Raw genomic sequence first — 18,031 nt, forward strand, 5'->3', positions numbered from 1 at the left:
TATGCCAAAGATTGTTATTTTGCCTCATCAGGATCTCTGCCCTGATGGCGCTGTTCTGGAAGCTAATAGCGGTGAAACCATTCTCGACGCAGCTCTGCGTAACGGTATCGAGATTGAACACGCCTGTGAAAAATCCTGTGCTTGCACCACCTGCCACTGCATCGTTCGTGAAGGTTTTGACTCGCTTCCAGAAAGCTCAGAGCAGGAAGACGACATGCTGGACAAAGCCTGGGGACTGGAGCCGGAAAGCCGTTTAAGCTGCCAGGCGCGCGTCACCGACGAAGATTTAGTGGTCGAAATCCCGCGTTACACGATCAACCATGCGCGTGAGCATTAACAGAGGTTAGTATGGGACTTAAGTGGACCGATAGCCGCGAAATTGGCGAAGCACTGTACGATGCGTATCCCGATCTTGATCCGAAAACGGTTCGATTCACCGATATGCATCAGTGGATTTGCGATCTGGAAGATTTCGACGACGACCCGCAGGCATCCAACGAGAAAATCCTCGAAGCGATTTTGTTAGTCTGGCTGGACGAAGCCGAGTGAATGAACGGGCTGCCTGGGGGTAGCCCGTTTTGCTGTTAAACGAATAAGGATAACTAAAATGACAGAAGCGATGAAAATTACCCTCTCTACCCAACCTGCCGACGCGCGCTGGGGAGAAAAAGCAACTTACAGCATTAATAATGATGGCATTACTCTGCATTTGAACGGGGCAGACGATCTGGGGCTGATCCAGCGTGCGGCGCGCAAGATTGACGGTCTGGGCATCAAGCATGTTCAGCTAAGCGGTGAAGGCTGGGATGTGGATCGCTGCTGGGCATTCTGGCAAGGTTACAAAGCCCCGAAAGGCACGCGTAAAGTGGAGTGGCCGGATCTGGACGATGCCCAGCGCCAGGAACTGGATAACCGCCTGATGATCATCGACTGGGTGCGTGACACCATCAACGCACCGGCGGAAGAGCTGGGGCCATCGCAACTGGCACAGCGTGCTGTTGATCTGATCAACAACGTCGCAGGCGATCGTGTGACTTATCGGATCACCAAAGGTGAGGATCTGCGTGAGCAAGGTTATATGGGGCTGCACACCGTCGGACGCGGTTCAGAACGTTCTCCGGTATTGCTGGCGCTGGATTACAACCCAACTGGCGATAAAGAAGCGCCAGTGTACGCGTGCCTGGTAGGTAAAGGTATCACTTTTGACTCCGGCGGCTACAGCATCAAACAGACTGCGTTTATGGACTCGATGAAGTCGGACATGGGCGGCGCGGCAACGGTTACCGGGGCGCTGGCATTTGCCATTACGCGCGGACTGAACAAGCGCGTGAAGCTGTTCCTCTGCTGTGCGGATAACCTGATCAGCGGCAATGCGTTTAAGCTGGGCGATATCATCACCTATCGCAACGGTAAAAAAGTTGAAGTGATGAACACTGATGCCGAAGGGCGCCTGGTGCTTGCCGATGGTCTGATTGATGCCAGTGCGCAGAAACCGGAAATGATCATTGATGCGGCGACCCTCACCGGGGCGGCGAAAACTGCGCTGGGTAATGATTATCACGCGCTGTTCAGTTTTGACGATGCGCTTGCCGGTCGTTTGCTGGCGAGTGCCTCACAAGAGAACGAACCATTCTGGCGTCTGCCGCTGGCGGAATTCCACCGCAGCCAGCTGCCGTCTAACTTTGCCGAACTGAACAATACCGGAAGCGCGGCGTATCCGGCAGGCGCGAGCACGGCAGCGGGCTTCCTGTCGCACTTTGTTGAGAACTATCAGCAAGGCTGGCTGCATATCGACTGCTCGGCGACTTACCGTAAAGCGCCGGTTGAACAGTGGTCTGCGGGTGCTACGGGACTTGGTGTGCGCACGATTGCTAATCTGTTAACGGCGTAAACTAATATGCCGGATGCGGCGTAAACGCCTTATCCGGCCTACAAAGTATTGCAAATTCAACAAATTGTGAATCCCTTGTAGGCCTGATAAGTATGGCGCATCAGGCACTTGTGCCCCGAACGTTGAATGAATTGTGGTTCTTATGTCCGAAACAAAAAACGAACTTGAAGACCTGCTGGAAAAAGCAGCAACCGAACCGGCGCACCGCCCGGCCTTTTTCCGTACTCTACTGGGATCCACCGTCTGGGTGCCTGGTACGGCGGCGCAGGGCGAGGCTGTGGTTGAAGATAGTGCGCTTGATTTACAGCATTGGGAAAAAGAAGACGGCACCAGCGTCATTCCTTTTTTTACCTCGTTAGAAGCACTTCAACAGGCGGTTGAAGACGAACAGGCATTTGTAGTAATGCCCGTTCGCACATTGTTTGAGATGACCCTTGGCGAAACGCTCTTCCTTAATGCCAAACTGCCAACCGGTAAAGAATTTATGCCGCGTGAAATCAGTTTGTTGATTGGTGAAGAAGGGAATCCGCTGAGTAGCCAGGAAGTACTGGAAGGCGGTGAATCGCTAATATTATCGGAAGTCGCAGAGCCGCCAGCACAAATGATTGATTCACTCACCACCTTATTTAAAACTATTAAGCCGGTGAAGCGTGCTTTTATATGTTCAATTAAAGAGAACGAAGAGGCACAGCCTAATTTACTTATTGGCATTGAAGCCGATGGTGATATCGAAGAAATTATTCAGGCGGCGGGAAGTGTAGCGACCGATACATTACCTGGCGATGAACCAATCGATATTTGTCAGGTGAAAAAAGGGGAAAAAGGAATTAGCCACTTTATTACCGAACATATTGCGCCATTCTATGAACGTCGTTGGGGTGGTTTTTTGCGTGACTTTAAACAGAACCGGATAATCTAAAATATGCCGCCCCAAAGGGCGGCATTCGGGCTTACCTGCTGTTCTGAAGGTTGTTAACCACCAGTAAATTGTTGCCGGAGAGACTCAGGTTATTATTTACCTCGGTTAACAGCGCACCAGAAACAATAAGTACGATACAAAAGCACCGTATCTTCATTGTGCGGTCCATGCGAAGACCGCATCACGACAGCACCACTGGCGATATTGCCGCGATAGCAAGCGCTGTGAAACACCTGCATTTACGGCCACGGAACATCCTTTCCTAAAGCCAGCGCCCGTTTGCGAGACGGCGGAAAGGGCCGGTGTCGATAATACGCTAAATAAACAATAATTACTCTCTTTTGCTTGACAAAAAGAGAGTTGCTGGCGAATATTGCTCTGCTGTGAAGCACCTGCGTTGCTCATGCAACACAAGTCAATCTGCTGGAGAGGCCGCGAACCAAACCGGCAACAAATAACCGCCTGATTTTGGCGGTTTTTTGTTGCTTAAAGAAAGTGAATTTACATGTTTAAGTAATATCTTTTACCGGTTAGTATTTTTAATATTGAGCGGGATTTGTTTATATTTGTCTGAATTCGGACTAATAAGCCAGGTCATTTTAATATCGAACATATTGCGCCATTCTATGAACGTCGCTGGGGTGGTTTTTTGCGTGACTTTAAACAGAATCGGATAATCTAAATATGCCGCCCCAAAGGGCGGCATTCGGGCTTACCTGCTGTTCTGAAGGTTGTTAACCACCAGTAAATTGTTGCCGGAGAGACTCAGGTTATTATTTACCTCGGTTAACAGCGCACCAGAAACAATAAGTACGATACAAAAGCACCGTATCTTCATTGTGCGGTCCATGCGAAGACCGCATCACGACAGCACCACTGGCGATATTGCCGCGATAGCAAGCACTGTGGGGTGCCTGTATTTACGGTCATGGAACATCCTTTCCTAAAGCCAGCGCCCGTTTGCGAGACGGCGAAAAGGGCCATTAAGAATAATACTCTCATGTTTGAATAATTACTCTGTTTATTATCTTGACACAGCCAGGCATAAAAGAGAGTATTTCAACACTGTGGGGTGCCTGCGTTGCTCCGGCAACACAAGTCAACCTGCTGGAAAGGCCGCGAACCAGACCAGCAATAAAAAACCGCCAAATTCGGCGGTTTTTTATTGCCTGTAAAAAGCTTATTTCAATGGCTCAACCGGTAAATCTGCCCGCGCGCCCCATTCACTCCATGCGCCGTCGTACAGTTTCACGTTTGGCACATCCAGCGTCGCGAGTGCCAACAAAACCACGGCTGCTGTTACACCAGAGCCGCAGCTGACGATAATCGGTTTGTCATAGCTGACGCCGCGACCAAAAAATATCGCATCCAGTTCATCGGTCGTTTTTAGTTCGCCTTCGCGCACCAGTTCCGTCCACGGAACGTTCAATGCACCGGGAATATGTCCGCGACGTAAACCTGGGCGAGGTTCATCAACTTCTGCGTTAAAACGTGCAGCCGGGCGGGCATCAATAATTTGCGCCGTATTTTCATGGCTTGCCAATAACACATCGGTTACTTTCACCACTGCTTCAGGATTAAACGCGGCGTTAAACTCTCCTTCCGGCAGCTCTACTGCACCTTCTTCTAACAACAGATCATCGCGCTGCCAGCCTGCAAGTCCACCCCCCAGAATCGACACTTTCTCTACACCAAAGGTGCGCAGCATCCACCATGCTCGTGGGGCTGAGAAAAGATTACCTTCGTCATAGACAATCAGGTGCTTATCCTGGTTAACGCCTAATTCACGCATCGCCACGGCGAACGTTTCCGGGCGCGGCAGCATGTGCGGAAGCAGGGAAGTGTGATCAGAAAGCGCTTCGATATCAAAAAACACTGCGCCGGGAATATGTCCATTCAGATACTCCTGAGCAACGTTACGATCTTCCTGTCCAGGCGACGCCATGCGGGCATCGATAATCTGAATTTCCGGGTCATCAATATGTTCGGCGAGCCAGTCGGCTCCTACAAACCATGTCGTGGACATAGGCATCTCCATTTTTGCCGGGGTTAGGCTAAATTGTCGGATGTTTAGTGAAAAGCGACAAGCAAAAGAGGCTGATTTGGCTGTCTGAGCCACAATTCTCACTAAAATTCGGATTGTATGGGCGTGATACTGAATTACATAACGTAAATTCTCACGCATAATAATTATTCGACGTTGCTAACGGGCCATTGTGGCAGGGATGAAAAATGAAAAAGTTACGCGTAGCCGCCTGCATGCTAATGCTGGCGCTGGCAGGGTGCGACAACAACGATAACGCGCCAACAGCGGTGAAAAAAGATGCGCCTTCTGAAGTTACTAAAGCGGCCTCTTCAGAAAACGCGAGTTCAGCAAAACTCTCCGCGCCAGAGCGACAAAAACTGGCACAACAGAGTGCCGGTAAGGCGCTGACATTGCTGGATCTCTCTGAAGTCCAACTTGATGGTGCAGCCACGCTGGTGCTGACGTTCTCCATCCCTCTCGACCCGGATCAGGATTTCTCACGCGTTATTCATGTCGTCGATAAAAAAAGCGGCAAAGTGGATGGTGCCTGGGAGCTGTCAGATAATCTTAAAGAGCTGCGTTTACGCCACCTCGAACCGAAACGTGATTTGATCGTTACAATTGGCAAGGAGGTCAAAGCACTCAACAACGCAACCTTCAGTAAAGATTACGAAAAAACTATAACTACCCGCGACATCCAACCCAGTGTCGGTTTTTCCAGCCGTGGTTCGCTGCTGCCTGGTAAAGTCGTTGAAGGGCTGCCGGTAATGGCGCTCAACGTTAATAATGTCGATGTTAACTTCTTCCGCGTTAAGCCAGAATCTCTGCCAGCATTCATTAGCCAATGGGAATACCGCAATTCGCTGGCGAACTGGCAGTCAGACAAACTGCTGCAGATGGCGGATCTGGTCTACACCGGACGGTTTGATCTCAATCCTGCGCGTAACACCCGTGAAAAATTATTGCTGCCGCTGGGCGATATCAAACCGCTTCAGCAGGCGGGCGTGTATCTGGCTGTGATGAATCAGGCTGGACGTTACGATTACAGTAATCCCGCGACGCTGTTTACGTTAAGTGATATCGGCGTTTCAGCTCACCGTTATCACAATCGTCTGGATATCTTTACCCAAAGTCTGGAAAACGGCGCGGCCCAGCAAGGAATTGAAGTCTCTTTATTAAATGAGAAAGGGCAGACTCTGACTCAGGCAACCAGTGACGCTCAGGGGCATGTGCAGCTGGAAAATGATAAAAATGCGGCATTACTGCTGGCACGTAAAGACGGTCAGACAACGCTACTCGATTTAAAACTTCCGGCGCTGGACTTAGCAGAATTTAACATTGCAGGTGCGCCAGGCTATAGCAAACAGTTTTTCATGTTTGGCCCGCGCGATCTTTATCGCCCGGGTGAAACGGTAATCCTCAATGGTTTGCTGCGTGATGCAGACGGTAAAGCGTTGCCCAATCAACCCATCAAGTTAGACGTGATTAAACCCGATGGGCAGGTACTCAGGAGCGTCGTTAGTCAGCCGGAAAATGGCCTCTACCACTTTACCTGGCCACTCGATAGCAATGCGGCAACCGGTATGTGGCATATTCGCGCTAACACGGGCGATAACCAGTATCGGATGTGGGATTTCCACGTCGAAGATTTTATGCCAGAGCGTATGGCGCTGAATCTGACCGGTGAGAAAACCCCGCTTACGCCGAATGATGAAGTGAAATTCTCCGTGGTGGGATACTACCTGTACGGTGCGCCTGCTAATGGTAATACTTTGCAAGGGCAACTTTTCCTGCGCCCACTGCGTGAGGCTGTGTCAGCCTTACCTGGTTTTGAATTCGGCGATATAGCTGCCGAAAACCTTTCCCGCACGCTGGATGAAGTTCAGTTGACGCTGGACGATAAAGGGCGCGGCGAAGTTTCTACAGAAAGCCAGTGGAAGGAAACGCATTCCCCATTGCAGGTTATTTTCCAGGGCAGTTTGCTGGAATCGGGCGGTCGCCCGGTGACGCGCCGCGCTGAGCAGGCTATCTGGCCTGCCGATGCATTGCCGGGGCTCCGTCCGCAGTTCGCCTCGAAATCGGTTTACGATTATCGCACTGACAGCACGGTGAAACAGCCCATTGTTGATGAGGGCAGTAACGCCGCTTTTGACATCGTTTATAGCGATGCGCAAGGCGTGAAAAAAGCCGTGTCGGGCTTGCAGGTGCGCCTGATTCGCGAACGCCGCGATTACTACTGGAACTGGTCAGAAGATGAAGGCTGGCAGTCACAGTTTGATCAAAAAGATCTGATCGAAAATGAACAAACTCTGGATCTGAAAGCGGACGAAACCGGCAAGGTCAGTTTTCCGGTAGAGTGGGGCGCTTATCGTCTGGAAGTCAAAGCGCCGAATGAAGCGGTCAGTAGTGTGCGTTTCTGGGCTGGCTATAGCTGGCAGGACAACAGCGACGGAAGCGGTGCCGTGCGACCCGACCGTGTCACGCTGAAACTGGATAAAGCCAGTTATCGCCCTGGCGATACCATTAAGTTGCATATTGCCGCGCCAACGGCGGGTAAAGGTTATGCGATGGTCGAGTCCAGTGAAGGGCCGCTGTGGTGGCAAGAGATTCATGTTCCGGCTCAAGGGCTGGATCTGACGATTCCGGTCGATAAAACCTGGAATCGTCATGATCTTTATTTGAGTACGCTGGTGGTGCGTCCTGGCGATAAATCTCGCTCCGCGACGCCAAAACGCGCGGTTGGTGTGTTGCATCTGCCGCTTGGTGATGAAAACCGTCGCCTCGATCTGGCGCTGGAAACACCAGCAAAAATGCGTCCCAATCAACCATTAACCGTGAAAATTAAAGCCAGCACTAAAAATGGCGAGAAGCCTAAACAGGTGAATGTGCTGGTGTCTGCCGTTGATAGTGGTGTGCTGAATATTACTGACTACGTCACGCCAGATCCGTGGCAGGCGTTCTTTGGTCAGAAACGCTATGGCGCAGACATTTACGATATTTACGGTCAGGTTATTGAAGGTCAGGGGCGTCTGGCAGCTCTGCGTTTCGGTGGCGATGGTGATGAGCTGAAACGTGGTGGTAAACCGCCGGTCAATCACGTCAATATTGTCGCGCAGCAGGCGCTGCCGGTAACGCTCAACGAACAGGGCGAAGGCTCGGTTACACTGCCGATTGGCGATTTTAACGGTGAATTGCGCGTCATGGCGCAAGCCTGGACGGCAGATGACTTCGGTAGCAACGAAAGCAAAGTGATAGTTGCCGCACCGGTGATTGCTGAACTGAACATGCCGCGCTTTATGGCGAGTGGCGATACCTCGCGTCTGACGCTGGATATCACTAATCTTACCGATAAACCGCAAAAACTGAACGTTGCCCTGACCGCCAGTGGTTTGCTTGAACTGGTCAGCGATTCACCCGCAGCCGTTGAATTAGCGCCAGGTGTGCGTACTACGCTGTTTATCCCGGTGCGAGCATTGCCGGGTTATGGCGATGGAGAAATTCAGGCCACCATTAGCGGGTTAGCGTTACCGGGTGAAACCGTTGCCGATCAGCATAAGCAGTGGAAAATCGGCGTCCGTCCAGCGTTCCCGGCACAAACGGTTAATTACGGTACGGCGTTGCAGCCTGGTGAGACATGGGCGATTCCGGCGGATGGATTGCAAAACTTCTCGCCTGTTACGCTGGAAGGGCAATTGTTGTTGAGCGGCAAACCACCGCTGAACATCGCACGTTATATCAAAGAGTTAAAAGCGTATCCGTACGGCTGTCTTGAGCAAACCGCCAGCGGCCTGTTCCCGTCACTTTATACCAACGCAGCCCAACTGCAGGCGTTGGGCATCAAAGGCGACAGTGATGAGAAACGCCGTGCATCGGTCGATATCGGCATTTCCCGTTTGCTGCAAATGCAACGTGATAACGGCGGCTTTGCGCTGTGGGATAAAAACGGTGACGAAGAGTACTGGCTGACGGCTTACGTGATGGATTTCCTGGTCCGCGCAGGCGAACAGGGTTACAGCGTGCCGACAGACGTCATTAACCGGGGTAATGAGCGTCTGCTGCGCTATTTACAAGATCCAGGCATGATGTCGATCCCGTACGCGGATAATCTCAAAGCCAGTAAATTCGCCGTACAGTCTTACGCTGCGCTGGTGCTGGCCCGTCAGCAAAAAGCACCACTGGGTGCGCTGCGTGAAATCTGGGAGCATCGTGCAGATGCTGCGTCTGGATTACCGCTGCTGCAACTTGGCGTTGCGCTGAAAACCATGGGTGATGCGACGCGTGGTGAAGAAGCGATTGCGCTGGCGCTGAAAACGCCGAGAAATAGTGATGAGCGGATATGGCTGGGTGATTACGGTAGTCCACTGCGCGACAACGCGTTGATGCTCTCCTTGCTGGAAGAAAATAAACTGCTACCCGATGAGCAGTACACTTTGCTGAACACACTTTCGCAGCAGGCGTTTGGTGAACGCTGGCTATCGACGCAGGAAAGTAACGCGTTGTTCCTGGCTGCCCGTACGATTCAGGATTTACCGGGTAAATGGCAGGCGCAAACCTCTTTCTCAGCTGAGCCGCTGACAGGCGAGAAAGCGCAAAACAGCAATCTGAATAGCGATCAACTTGCTACCTTGCAGGTGACCAACAGTGGCGATCAGCCGTTATGGCTGCGTGTGGATGCCAGCGGTTATCCGCAATCCGCACCTTTACCGGCGAACAATGTGCTGCAAATCGAGCGTCATATTCTTGGTACTGATGGTAAGAGCAAATCGCTGGACTCGTTACGTAGCGGCGATCTGGTGCTGGTCTGGTTGCAGGTAAAAGCCAGTAACAGCGTGCCGGATGCGTTAGTCGTGGATCTGCTGCCTGCGGGTCTGGAACTGGAAAACCAGAATCTGGCGAACGGTAGCGCCAGCCTGGAGCAAAGTGGTGGCGAAGTGCAGAACTTACTGAACCAGATGCAGCAGGCGAGTACTAAGCACATTGAGTTCCGTGACGATCGCTTTGTGGCGGCGGTTGCCGTTGATGAATACCAACCGGTAACGCTGGTGTATCTGGCGCGGGCGGTGACGCCGGGAACGTATCAGGTACCGCAACCGATGGTGGAATCAATGTATGTTCCCCAATGGCGGGCGACCGGCGCGGCTGAAGATTTGCTGATTGTCAGACCGTAAATGCCTCGCTTGTTAACCAAACGCGGCTGCTGGATAACGCTGGCAGCTGCGCCATTTCTCCTTTTTCTTGCAGCGTGGGGAGCAGATAAACTCTGGCCTCTACCGCTGCATGAAGTCAATCCCGCACGAGTGGTCGTGGCGCAGGATGGTACGCCGCTCTGGCGCTTCGCCGATGCTGACGGCATCTGGCGTTATCCGGTAACAATCGAAGATGTTTCTCCACGTTACCTTGAAGCGCTGATCAATTATGAAGATCGCTGGTTCTGGAAGCATCCGGGGGTGAATCCATTCTCGGTGGCGCGCGCAGCATGGCAAGATCTCACTTCGGGACGGGTTATTTCCGGTGGCAGCACGCTCACTATGCAGGTTGCTCGTCTGCTTGATCCTCACCCCAAAACATTTGGCGGCAAAATTCGCCAGCTCTGGCGCGCGTTGCAACTGGAATGGCATCTGTCTAAGCGTGAAATTCTGACCTTGTATCTTAACCGCGCTCCGTTTGGCGGTACGTTGCAGGGGATCGGTGCGGCAAGTTGGGCTTATCTCGGAAAGTCGCCTGCGAATTTAAGCTATTCCGAGGCGGCAATGCTGGCGGTGTTACCGCAAGCGCCCAGCCGACTGCGCCCGGATCGTTGGCCGGAGCGTGCCGAAGCCGCGCGTAATAAAGTGCTCGAACGGATGGCCGTGCAAGGTGTGTGGTCCCGTGAGCAGGTAAAAGAGTCAAGGGAAGAACCCATCTGGCTGGCACCCCGACAAATGCCGCAACTTGCACCGCTGTTTTCGCGCATGATGCTCGGTAAAAGCAAAAGCGACAAAATCGTTACTACGCTGGATGCCGGTCTTCAACGACGTCTGGAAGAACTGGCGCAAAACTGGAAAGGACGTTTACCACCGCGCAGCTCACTGGCGATGATCGTGGTTGATCATACCGATATGCGTGTTCGCGGCTGGGTGGGATCGGTAGATCTCAACGATGATTCACGCTTTGGTCATGTTGATATGGTCAATGCGATCCGATCGCCAGGATCGGTGCTCAAACCGTTTGTTTATGGTCTGGCGCTGGATGAAGGCTTGATCCACCCGGCATCACTGCTGCAAGACGTCCCCCGGCGCACCGGTGATTATCGACCAGGTAACTTTGATAGCGGTTTTCATGGCCCGATCAGCATGAGCGAGGCGCTGGTGCGCTCGCTGAATTTACCTGCTGTGCAGGTGCTGGAAGCCTATGGACCGAAACGGTTTGCGGCAAAATTACGCAATGTTGGATTGCCGTTGTATCTGCCCAACGGCGCTGCGCCCAATCTTTCGCTCATTCTCGGCGGTGCTGGTGCAAAACTGGAAGATATGGCGGCAGCGTATACCGCGTTTGCTCGCCACGGCAAGGCAGGCAAATTGCGCTTACAGCCTGACGATCCGCTGCTTGAACGGCCTTTAATGTCGTCGGGGGCTGCGTGGATCATTCGCCGGATTATGGCTGATGAAGCGCAACCCTTGCCGGATGGTGCCTTGCCGCGCGTCGCTCCACTGGCATGGAAAACGGGCACCAGCTATGGCTATCGTGACGCCTGGGCGATTGGGGTTAATGCTCGCTATGTCATTGGGATCTGGACTGGCAGACCGGATGGCACGCCGGTTGTTGGTCAGTTTGGCTTTGCCAGTGCTGTACCGCTGTTGAATCAGGTTAATAATATTTTACTGTCGCGCAGTGCGAATCTGCCGGAAGACCCGCGCCCGAACTCAGTCACTCGTGGCGTTATTTGCTGGCCGGGCGGACAGTCTTTGCCGGAAGGTGACGGTAACTGTCGCCGCCGCCTGGCAACCTGGCTGCTGGACGGGAGTCAGCCGCCAACTCTATTACTGCCGGAGCAGGAAGGCATTAATGGCATTCGTTTCCCCATCTGGCTGGATGAAAATGGCAAACGTGTTGCCGCTGATTGCCCGCAAGCGCGACAAGAAATGATAAATGTCTGGCCGCTACCGCTGGAACCCTGGTTGCCCGCATCAGAACGTCGCGCTGTGCGCTTACCACCGGCCTCGACAATTTGCCCGCCATACGGTCACGATGCCCAGCTCCCGCTGCAGCTGACAGGCGTTCGCGATGGCGAGATTATTAAACGTTTACCGGGCGCAGCGGAAGCGACTTTGCCGTTGCAATCAAGTGGAGGGGCAGGTGAACGCTGGTGGTTTCTGAACGGCGAACCGTTAACTGAACGCGGGCGCAACGTGACCCTGCATTTGACGGATAAAGGTGATTATCAATTGCTGGTGATGGATGACGTAGGGCAAATCGCGACAGTGAAATTTGTCATGCAATAGTCTGTTTTGTCCCTGATTGTTGCTTAAACTAGGTTTATTTTAAAAAAATGTTACCTTCATCAATAGTCAACGGCCCTGTTGCTCTTTATAATCCGCGCCATCTCGTACGCAGGTACAGACAACAACGAATACTTTACAGAGGTAAAAATGGCTATTGAACGTACTTTTTCCATTATCAAACCGAACGTGGTAGCAAAAAACGTCATTGGTAATATCTTTGCGCGCTTTGAAGCTGCAGGGTTCAAAATTGTCGGCACCAAAATGCTGCACCTGACCGTTGAACAGGCTCGTGGCTTTTATGCTGAACACGATGGAAAACCGTTCTTTGATGGTCTGGTTGAATTCATGACCTCTGGCCCGATCGTGGTTTCCGTGCTGGAAGGTGAAAACGCCGTTCAGCGTCACCGCGATCTGCTGGGCGCGACCAATCCGGCAAACGCACTGGCCGGTACTCTGCGCGCTGATTACGCTGACAGCCTGACCGAAAATGGTACCCACGGTTCTGATTCCGTCGAATCTGCCGCTCGCGAAATCGCTTATTTCTTCGGCGAAGGCGAAGTGTGCCCGCGCACCCGTTAATAATTTCGTAAATGCCGCGTGCAAACGTGGCATCCGTGCGCCAGAATTTGTACAATGCAGCGCCCCCGGACGAGCAGCCGCTCACCGGGGCGTTTCTTTTTTCAACCCTCCAGGGGCCATAACGTGTAATAACGAGGCCGGAATAGCATATGTCTGAACAATTAGTCACACCTGAAAACGTCACCACCAAAGATGGAAAAATCAACCTGCTGGATCTCAATCGTCAGCAGATGCGGGAGTTTTTTAAAGATTTAGGTGAAAAACCCTTCCGCGCCGATCAGGTGATGAAGTGGATGTATCACTATTGCTGCGACAACTTTGATGAGATGACTGACATCAACAAAGTGTTGCGCGGCAAACTGAAAGAGGTGGCGGAGATCCGCGCACCGGAAGTGGTTGAAGAACAGCGTTCATCTGACGGCACCATTAAATGGGCGATTGCCGTGGGTGACCAGCGTGTCGAAACGGTGTACATCCCGGAAGACGACCGCGCTACGCTCTGCGTCTCTTCGCAGGTGGGGTGTGCGCTGGAGTGTAAATTCTGTTCCACCGCCCAGCAGGGCTTTAACCGCAACCTGCGGGTATCGGAAATTATTGGCCAGGTGTGGCGTGCGGCGAAAATCGTCGGCGCAGCAAAAGTCACCGGTCAGCGTCCGATCACTAACGTAGTGATGATGGGCATGGGCGAGCCGCTGCTCAACCTGAACAACGTCGTTCCGGCGATGGAAATCATGCTTGATGATTTCGGTTTTGGTCTGTCTAAACGTCGCGTGACGCTTTCCACTTCCGGTGTAGTTCCGGCGCTGGATAAACTGGGCGATATGATCGATGTTGCGCTGGCAATTTCCCTGCACGCGCCGAACGACGAAATTCGTGACGAAATTGTGCCGATCAACAAAAAGTACAATATCGAAACGTTCCTTGCTGCGGTGCGCCGTTATCTGGAGAAATCCAACGCCAATCAGGGCCGAGTCACTATTGAATACGTGATGCTTGACCACGTTAACGACGGCACTGAACACGCGCACCAACTGGCGGAACTGCTGAAAGATACGCCGTGTAAGATCAACCTGATCCCGTGGAACCCGTTCCCGGGCGCACCGTATGGACGCAGTTCGAACAGCCGTATCGACCGTTTCTCAAAAGTGCTGATGAGCTACGGTTTCACCACTATTGTGCGTAAAACGCGTGGTGATGATATCGATGCTGCCTGTGGTCAGTTGGCGGGCGATGTTATCGACCGTACGAAACGTACCCTGCGTAAACGGATGCAGGGTGAAGCCATCGACATTAAAGCGGTCTGATAGCCATTACGCCACGGTTACTTTATGTACCGTGGCGTAATGTTTTATGAATGAAGTATTAAGTTGCAATTGTCTGGTCAATATTAACGGTGCGTTTTTGCTGACTTTAAGGCAGTATGTAACGATGCAACAGTAAGTTAGCCTTAGTGAATGTGGGCTTTGTCACGAGCACACAGACGGTCTTATACTGTATGATAACGGTTAACTTAACGGATGTTTCGCGGTGTGGGTGAGCATGATGGTTCACCGGCATCTCAATTCTCATTTAAACGTACCTGCAGCGAATGAATACTGAAGCCACGCACGACCAAAATGAAGCACTTACTACCGGCGCTCGCCTGCGTAATGCTCGCGAACAACTAGGACTTAGTCAGCAGGCCGTTGCCGAGCGACTTTGCCTGAAGGTTTCCACGGTACGCGACATTGAAGAAGATAAGGCACCCGCCGATCTTGCTTCAACATTCCTGCGCGGATATATCCGCTCTTATGCGCGTCTGGTACATATTCCAGAAGAAGAACTGCTGCCAGGGCTGGAAAAGCAGGCTCCACTACGGGCTGCAAAAGTTGCGCCGATGCAGAGTTTTTCCCTCGGTAAACGCCGCAAAAAACGCGACGGCTGGCTGATGACCTTCACCTGGCTGGTGTTGTTTGTGGTTATCGGCCTGAGCGGTGCCTGGTGGTGGCAAGACCACAAAGCTCAGCAGGAAGAGATCACCACTATGGCCGATCAATCTTCGGCGGAACTGAGCAGTAATAGCGAGCAGGGGCAGAGTGTTCCGTTAAATACGTCGACAACTACAGACCCGGCTACAACGTCCACGCCGCCAGCGTCTGTGGATACTACCGCAACCAACACGCAAACACCTGCCGTAACTGCGCCAGCACCAGCTGTTGATCCGCAACAGAATGCGGTTGTTTCGCCTTCGCAGGCAAATGTTGATACCGCCGCGACCCCGGCACCAACGGCAGCAACAACGCCAGATGGTGCTGCGCCGTTGCCAACCGATCAGGCTGGCGTGACCACGCCGGTGGCTGATCCGAATGCGCTGGTGATGAACTTTACTGCCGATTGCTGGCTGGAGGTCACTGATGCTACCGGTAAAAAATTGTTTAGCGGTATGCAGCGTAAAGACGGTAATTTGAACTTAACCGGCCAGGCACCGTACAAACTGAAAATTGGTGCGCCAGCCGCAGTACAGATCCAGTATCAAGGGAAACCTGTCGATCTGAGTCGTTTTATCAGAACTAACCAGGTTGCGCGTCTGACCCTCAATGCCGAACAATCACCGGCGCAGTAACAGACGGGTAACGCGGGAGATTTTTCATGCATAACCAGGCTCCAATTCAACGTAGAAAATCAACACGTATTTACGTTGGGAATGTGCCGATTGGCGATGGTGCTCCCATCGCCGTACAGTCCATGACCAATACGCGTACGACAGACGTCGAAGCAACGGTCAATCAAATCAAGGCGCTGGAACGCGTTGGCGCTGATATCGTCCGTGTATCTGTACCGACGATGGACGCGGCAGAAGCGTTCAAACTCATCAAACAGCAGGTTAACGTGCCGCTGGTGGCTGACATCCACTTCGACTATCGCATTGCGCTGAAAGTAGCGGAATACGGCGTCGATTGTCTGCGTATTAATCCTGGCAATATCGGTAATGAAGAGCGTATTCGCATGGTGGTTGACTGTGCGCGCGATAAAAACATTCCGATCCGTATTGGCGTTAACGCCGGATCGCTGGAAAAAGATCTGCAAGAAAAGTATGGCGAACCGACGCCGCAGGCGTTGCTGGAATCCGCCATGCGTCATGTTGATCATCTCGATCGCCTGAACTTCGATCAGTTCAAAGTCAGCGTGAAAGCGTCTGACGTCTTCCTCGCTGTTGAGTCTTATCGTTTGCTGGCAAAACAAATCGATCAGCCGCTGCATCTGGGGATCACCGAAGCGGGTGGCGCGCGCAGCGGGGCAGTAAAATCCGCCATTGGTTTAGGTTTGCTGCTGTCTGAAGGCATCGGCGACACGCTGCGCGTATCACTGGCGGCCGATCCGGTCGAAGAGATCAAAGTCGGTTTCGATATTTTGAAATCGCTTCGTATCCGTTCGCGAGGTATCAACTTCATCGCCTGTCCGACCTGTTCGCGTCAGGAGTTTGATGTTATCGGTACGGTTAACGCGCTGGAGCAACGCCTGGAAGATATCATCACTCCGATGGACGTTTCGATTATCGGCTGCGTGGTGAATGGCCCGGGTGAGGCGCTGGTTTCTACACTCGGCGTCACCGGCGGCAACAAGAAAAGCGGCCTCTATGAAGATGGCGTGCGCAAAGACCGTCTGGACAACAACGATATGATCGACCAGCTGGAAGCACGCATTCGTGCGAAAGCCAGTCAGCTGGACGAAGCGCGTCGAATTGACGTTCAGCAGGTCGAAAAATAATAACGTGATGGGAAGCGCCTCGCTTCCCGTGTATGATTGAACCCGCATGGCTCCCCAAACATTGAGGGAAGCGTTGAGGGTTCATTTTTATATTCAGAAAGAGAATAAACGTGGCAAAAAACATTCAAGCCATTCGCGGCATGAACGATTACCTGCCTGGCGAAACGGCCATCTGGCAGCGCATTGAAGGCACACTGAAAAACGTGCTCGGCAGCTACGGTTACAGTGAAATCCGCTTGCCGATTGTAGAGCAGACCCCGCTATTCAAACGTGCGATTGGTGAAGTCACCGACGTGGTTGAAAAAGAGATGTACACCTTTGAGGATCGCAATGGCGACAGCCTGACTCTGCGCCCTGAAGGGACGGCGGGCTGTGTACGCGCCGGCATCGAGCATGGTCTTCTGTACAATCAGGAACAGCGTCTGTGGTATATCGGGCCGATGTTCCGTCACGAGCGTCCGCAGAAAGGGCGTTATCGTCAGTTCCATCAGTTGGGCTGCGAAGTTTTCGGTCTGCAAGGTCCGGATATCGACGCTGAACTGATTATGCTCACCGCCCGCTGGTGGCGCGCGCTGGGTATTTCCGAGCACGTAACTCTTGAGCTGAATTCTATCGGTTCGCTGGAAGCACGCGCCAATTACCGCGATGCGCTGGTGGCATTCCTTGAGCAGCATAAAGAAAAGCTGGACGAAGACTGCAAACGCCGCATGTACACTAACCCGCTGCGCGTGCTGGATTCAAAAAATCCGGAAGTGCAGGCGCTTCTCAACGACGCTCCGGCATTAGGTGATTATCTGGACGAGGAATCTCGTGAGCACTTTGCTGGTCTGTGCAAACTGCTTGAGAGCGCGGGGATCGCTTACACCGTAAACCAGCGTCTGGTGCGTGGTCTGGATTACTACAACCGTACCGTTTTCGAGTGGGTGACTAACAGTCTCGGCTCCCAGGGCACCGTGTGTGCAGGCGGTCGTTATGACGGTCTTGTGGAACAACTGGGCGGTCGTGCAACACCGGCTGTCGGTTTTGCGATGGGCCTCGAACGTCTTGTATTGTTAGTACAGGCCGTTAATCCGGAATTTAAAGCCGATCCTGTTGTCGATATATACTTGGTGGCTTCAGGTGCTGATACACAATCTGCGGCTATGGCATTAGCTGAGCGTCTGCGTGATGAATTACCGGGCGTGAAATTGATGACCAACCACGGCGGCGGCAACTTTAAGAAACAGTTTGCCCGTGCTGATAAATGGGGTGCCCGCGTTGCTGTGGTGCTGGGTGAGTCTGAAGTGGCTAACGGCACAGCAGTAGTGAAGGATTTGCGCTCTGGTGAGCAAACGGCAGTTGCGCAGGATAGCGTAGCCGCGCATTTGCGCACGTTACTGGGTTAAGGA

At 52.6% G+C, this 18,031-nt stretch carries 14 protein-coding genes and 1 pseudogene; 12 read left to right on the forward strand and 3 right to left on the reverse strand.

Translation table 11 applies throughout. The features are described from left to right. The first annotated feature begins 1 nt into the window (after position 1). From fdx to sseB, 4 genes are all read left to right on the forward strand, one after another. The gene (gene fdx, locus OQV04_RS00340; protein WP_001124469.1) at positions 2 to 337 is read left to right on the forward strand and encodes an ISC system 2Fe-2S type ferredoxin; all 336 of its coding nucleotides are present in this window, start codon (positions 2 to 4) and stop codon (positions 335 to 337) included. Between the two features lie 11 nt (positions 338 to 348). Further along, positions 349 to 549 (forward strand): Fe-S cluster assembly protein IscX, encoded by a 201-nt coding sequence (gene iscX / locus OQV04_RS00345; protein ID WP_000523616.1) that lies wholly within the window; start codon positions 349 to 351, stop codon positions 547 to 549. 58 nt (positions 550 to 607) lie between these two features. Beyond that, positions 608 to 1,891, forward strand: coding sequence for an aminopeptidase PepB (gene pepB / locus OQV04_RS00350; protein WP_032281432.1), 1,284 nt, complete (start codon positions 608 to 610; stop codon positions 1,889 to 1,891). A 142-nt stretch (positions 1,892 to 2,033) separates the two neighbouring features. Further along, complete coding sequence (gene sseB, locus OQV04_RS00355; protein ID WP_001354817.1) at positions 2,034 to 2,810, forward strand: enhanced serine sensitivity protein SseB; 777 nt, start codon at positions 2,034 to 2,036, stop codon at positions 2,808 to 2,810. A 31-nt stretch (positions 2,811 to 2,841) separates the two neighbouring features. Here the strand turns inward: sseB and timP (OQV04_RS00360) are convergent, their stop codons facing one another. Continuing rightward, positions 2,842 to 2,967, reverse strand: coding sequence for a small toxic inner membrane protein TimP (gene timP / locus OQV04_RS00360; protein ID WP_001491247.1), 126 nt, complete (start codon positions 2,965 to 2,967; stop codon positions 2,842 to 2,844). A 438-nt stretch (positions 2,968 to 3,405) separates the two neighbouring features. Here timP (OQV04_RS00360) and OQV04_RS00365 point away from each other — a divergent pair. Beyond that, positions 3,406 to 3,492: pseudogene (locus tag OQV04_RS00365) on the forward strand (enhanced serine sensitivity protein SseB); the annotation flags it as partial. Positions 3,493 to 3,522: 30 nt separating this feature from the next. Here OQV04_RS00365 and timP (OQV04_RS00370) read toward each other — a convergent pair. Both timP (OQV04_RS00370) and sseA read right to left on the reverse strand, forming a co-directional pair. Then, complete coding sequence (gene timP, locus OQV04_RS00370; protein WP_001491247.1) at positions 3,523 to 3,648, reverse strand: small toxic inner membrane protein TimP; 126 nt, start codon at positions 3,646 to 3,648, stop codon at positions 3,523 to 3,525. 342 nt (positions 3,649 to 3,990) lie between these two features. Continuing rightward, positions 3,991 to 4,836, reverse strand: coding sequence for a 3-mercaptopyruvate sulfurtransferase (gene sseA, locus OQV04_RS00375; RefSeq protein WP_032281431.1), 846 nt, complete (start codon positions 4,834 to 4,836; stop codon positions 3,991 to 3,993). 206 nt (positions 4,837 to 5,042) lie between these two features. Between sseA and yfhM the strand changes: the two genes are divergently transcribed. The 7 genes from yfhM to hisS all read left to right on the forward strand — a co-directional run bounded on the left by yfhM (position 5,043) and on the right by hisS (position 18,028). After that, complete coding sequence (gene yfhM, locus OQV04_RS00380; RefSeq protein ID WP_247806605.1) at positions 5,043 to 10,004, forward strand: alpha2-macroglobulin; 4,962 nt, start codon at positions 5,043 to 5,045, stop codon at positions 10,002 to 10,004. After that, a complete protein-coding gene (pbpC, locus tag OQV04_RS00385; RefSeq protein WP_045176201.1) occupies positions 10,005 to 12,317 on the forward strand; it encodes a peptidoglycan glycosyltransferase PbpC in 2,313 nt (770 codons plus the stop codon). 147 nt (positions 12,318 to 12,464) lie between these two features. Beyond that, positions 12,465 to 12,896 (forward strand): nucleoside-diphosphate kinase, encoded by a 432-nt coding sequence (gene ndk, locus OQV04_RS00390; protein ID WP_097747455.1) that lies wholly within the window; start codon positions 12,465 to 12,467, stop codon positions 12,894 to 12,896. Positions 12,897 to 13,045: 149 nt separating this feature from the next. Beyond that, positions 13,046 to 14,200, forward strand: coding sequence for a bifunctional tRNA (adenosine(37)-C2)-methyltransferase TrmG/ribosomal RNA large subunit methyltransferase RlmN (locus OQV04_RS00395; RefSeq protein ID WP_000003317.1), 1,155 nt, complete (start codon positions 13,046 to 13,048; stop codon positions 14,198 to 14,200). Positions 14,201 to 14,484: 284 nt separating this feature from the next. Further along, positions 14,485 to 15,498: a cytoskeleton protein RodZ gene (gene rodZ / locus OQV04_RS00400; protein WP_001090844.1), complete on the forward strand. Its 1,014-nt coding sequence runs from the start codon at positions 14,485 to 14,487 to the stop codon at positions 15,496 to 15,498. 26 nt (positions 15,499 to 15,524) lie between these two features. Beyond that, complete coding sequence (gene ispG, locus OQV04_RS00405) at positions 15,525 to 16,643, forward strand: flavodoxin-dependent (E)-4-hydroxy-3-methylbut-2-enyl-diphosphate synthase (protein ID WP_000551807.1); 1,119 nt, start codon at positions 15,525 to 15,527, stop codon at positions 16,641 to 16,643. A 110-nt stretch (positions 16,644 to 16,753) separates the two neighbouring features. Then, the gene (gene hisS / locus OQV04_RS00410; RefSeq protein ID WP_001107167.1) at positions 16,754 to 18,028 is read left to right on the forward strand and encodes a histidine--tRNA ligase; all 1,275 of its coding nucleotides are present in this window, start codon (positions 16,754 to 16,756) and stop codon (positions 18,026 to 18,028) included. Positions 18,029 to 18,031 lie beyond the last annotated feature (3 nt).

The sequence above is a fragment of the Escherichia sp. Lx600-2 genome (assembly GCF_036662595.1).
GTDB lineage: Bacteria > Pseudomonadota > Gammaproteobacteria > Enterobacterales > Enterobacteriaceae > Escherichia > Escherichia coli.

Coding starts and splice junctions, on each gene's coding strand:
- ispG (WP_000551807.1), top strand. CDS start 15,525: ATGCATAACCAGGCTCCAATTCAACGTAGAAAATCAACACGTATTTAC.
- pepB (WP_032281432.1), top strand. CDS start 608: ATGACAGAAGCGATGAAAATTACCCTCTCTACCCAACCTGCCGACGCG.
- timP (WP_001491247.1), bottom strand. CDS start 3,648: ATGAAGATACGGTGCTTTTGTATCGTACTTATTGTTTCTGGTGCGCTG.
- fdx (WP_001124469.1), top strand. CDS start 2: ATGCCAAAGATTGTTATTTTGCCTCATCAGGATCTCTGCCCTGATGGC.
- sseA (WP_032281431.1), bottom strand. CDS start 4,836: ATGTCCACGACATGGTTTGTAGGAGCCGACTGGCTCGCCGAACATATT.
- yfhM (WP_247806605.1), top strand. CDS start 5,043: ATGAAAAAGTTACGCGTAGCCGCCTGCATGCTAATGCTGGCGCTGGCA.
- OQV04_RS00395 (WP_000003317.1), top strand. CDS start 13,046: ATGTCTGAACAATTAGTCACACCTGAAAACGTCACCACCAAAGATGGA.
- timP (WP_001491247.1), bottom strand. CDS start 2,967: ATGAAGATACGGTGCTTTTGTATCGTACTTATTGTTTCTGGTGCGCTG.
- pbpC (WP_045176201.1), top strand. CDS start 10,005: ATGCCTCGCTTGTTAACCAAACGCGGCTGCTGGATAACGCTGGCAGCT.
- sseB (WP_001354817.1), top strand. CDS start 2,034: ATGTCCGAAACAAAAAACGAACTTGAAGACCTGCTGGAAAAAGCAGCA.
- rodZ (WP_001090844.1), top strand. CDS start 14,485: ATGAATACTGAAGCCACGCACGACCAAAATGAAGCACTTACTACCGGC.
- iscX (WP_000523616.1), top strand. CDS start 349: ATGGGACTTAAGTGGACCGATAGCCGCGAAATTGGCGAAGCACTGTAC.
- ndk (WP_097747455.1), top strand. CDS start 12,465: ATGGCTATTGAACGTACTTTTTCCATTATCAAACCGAACGTGGTAGCA.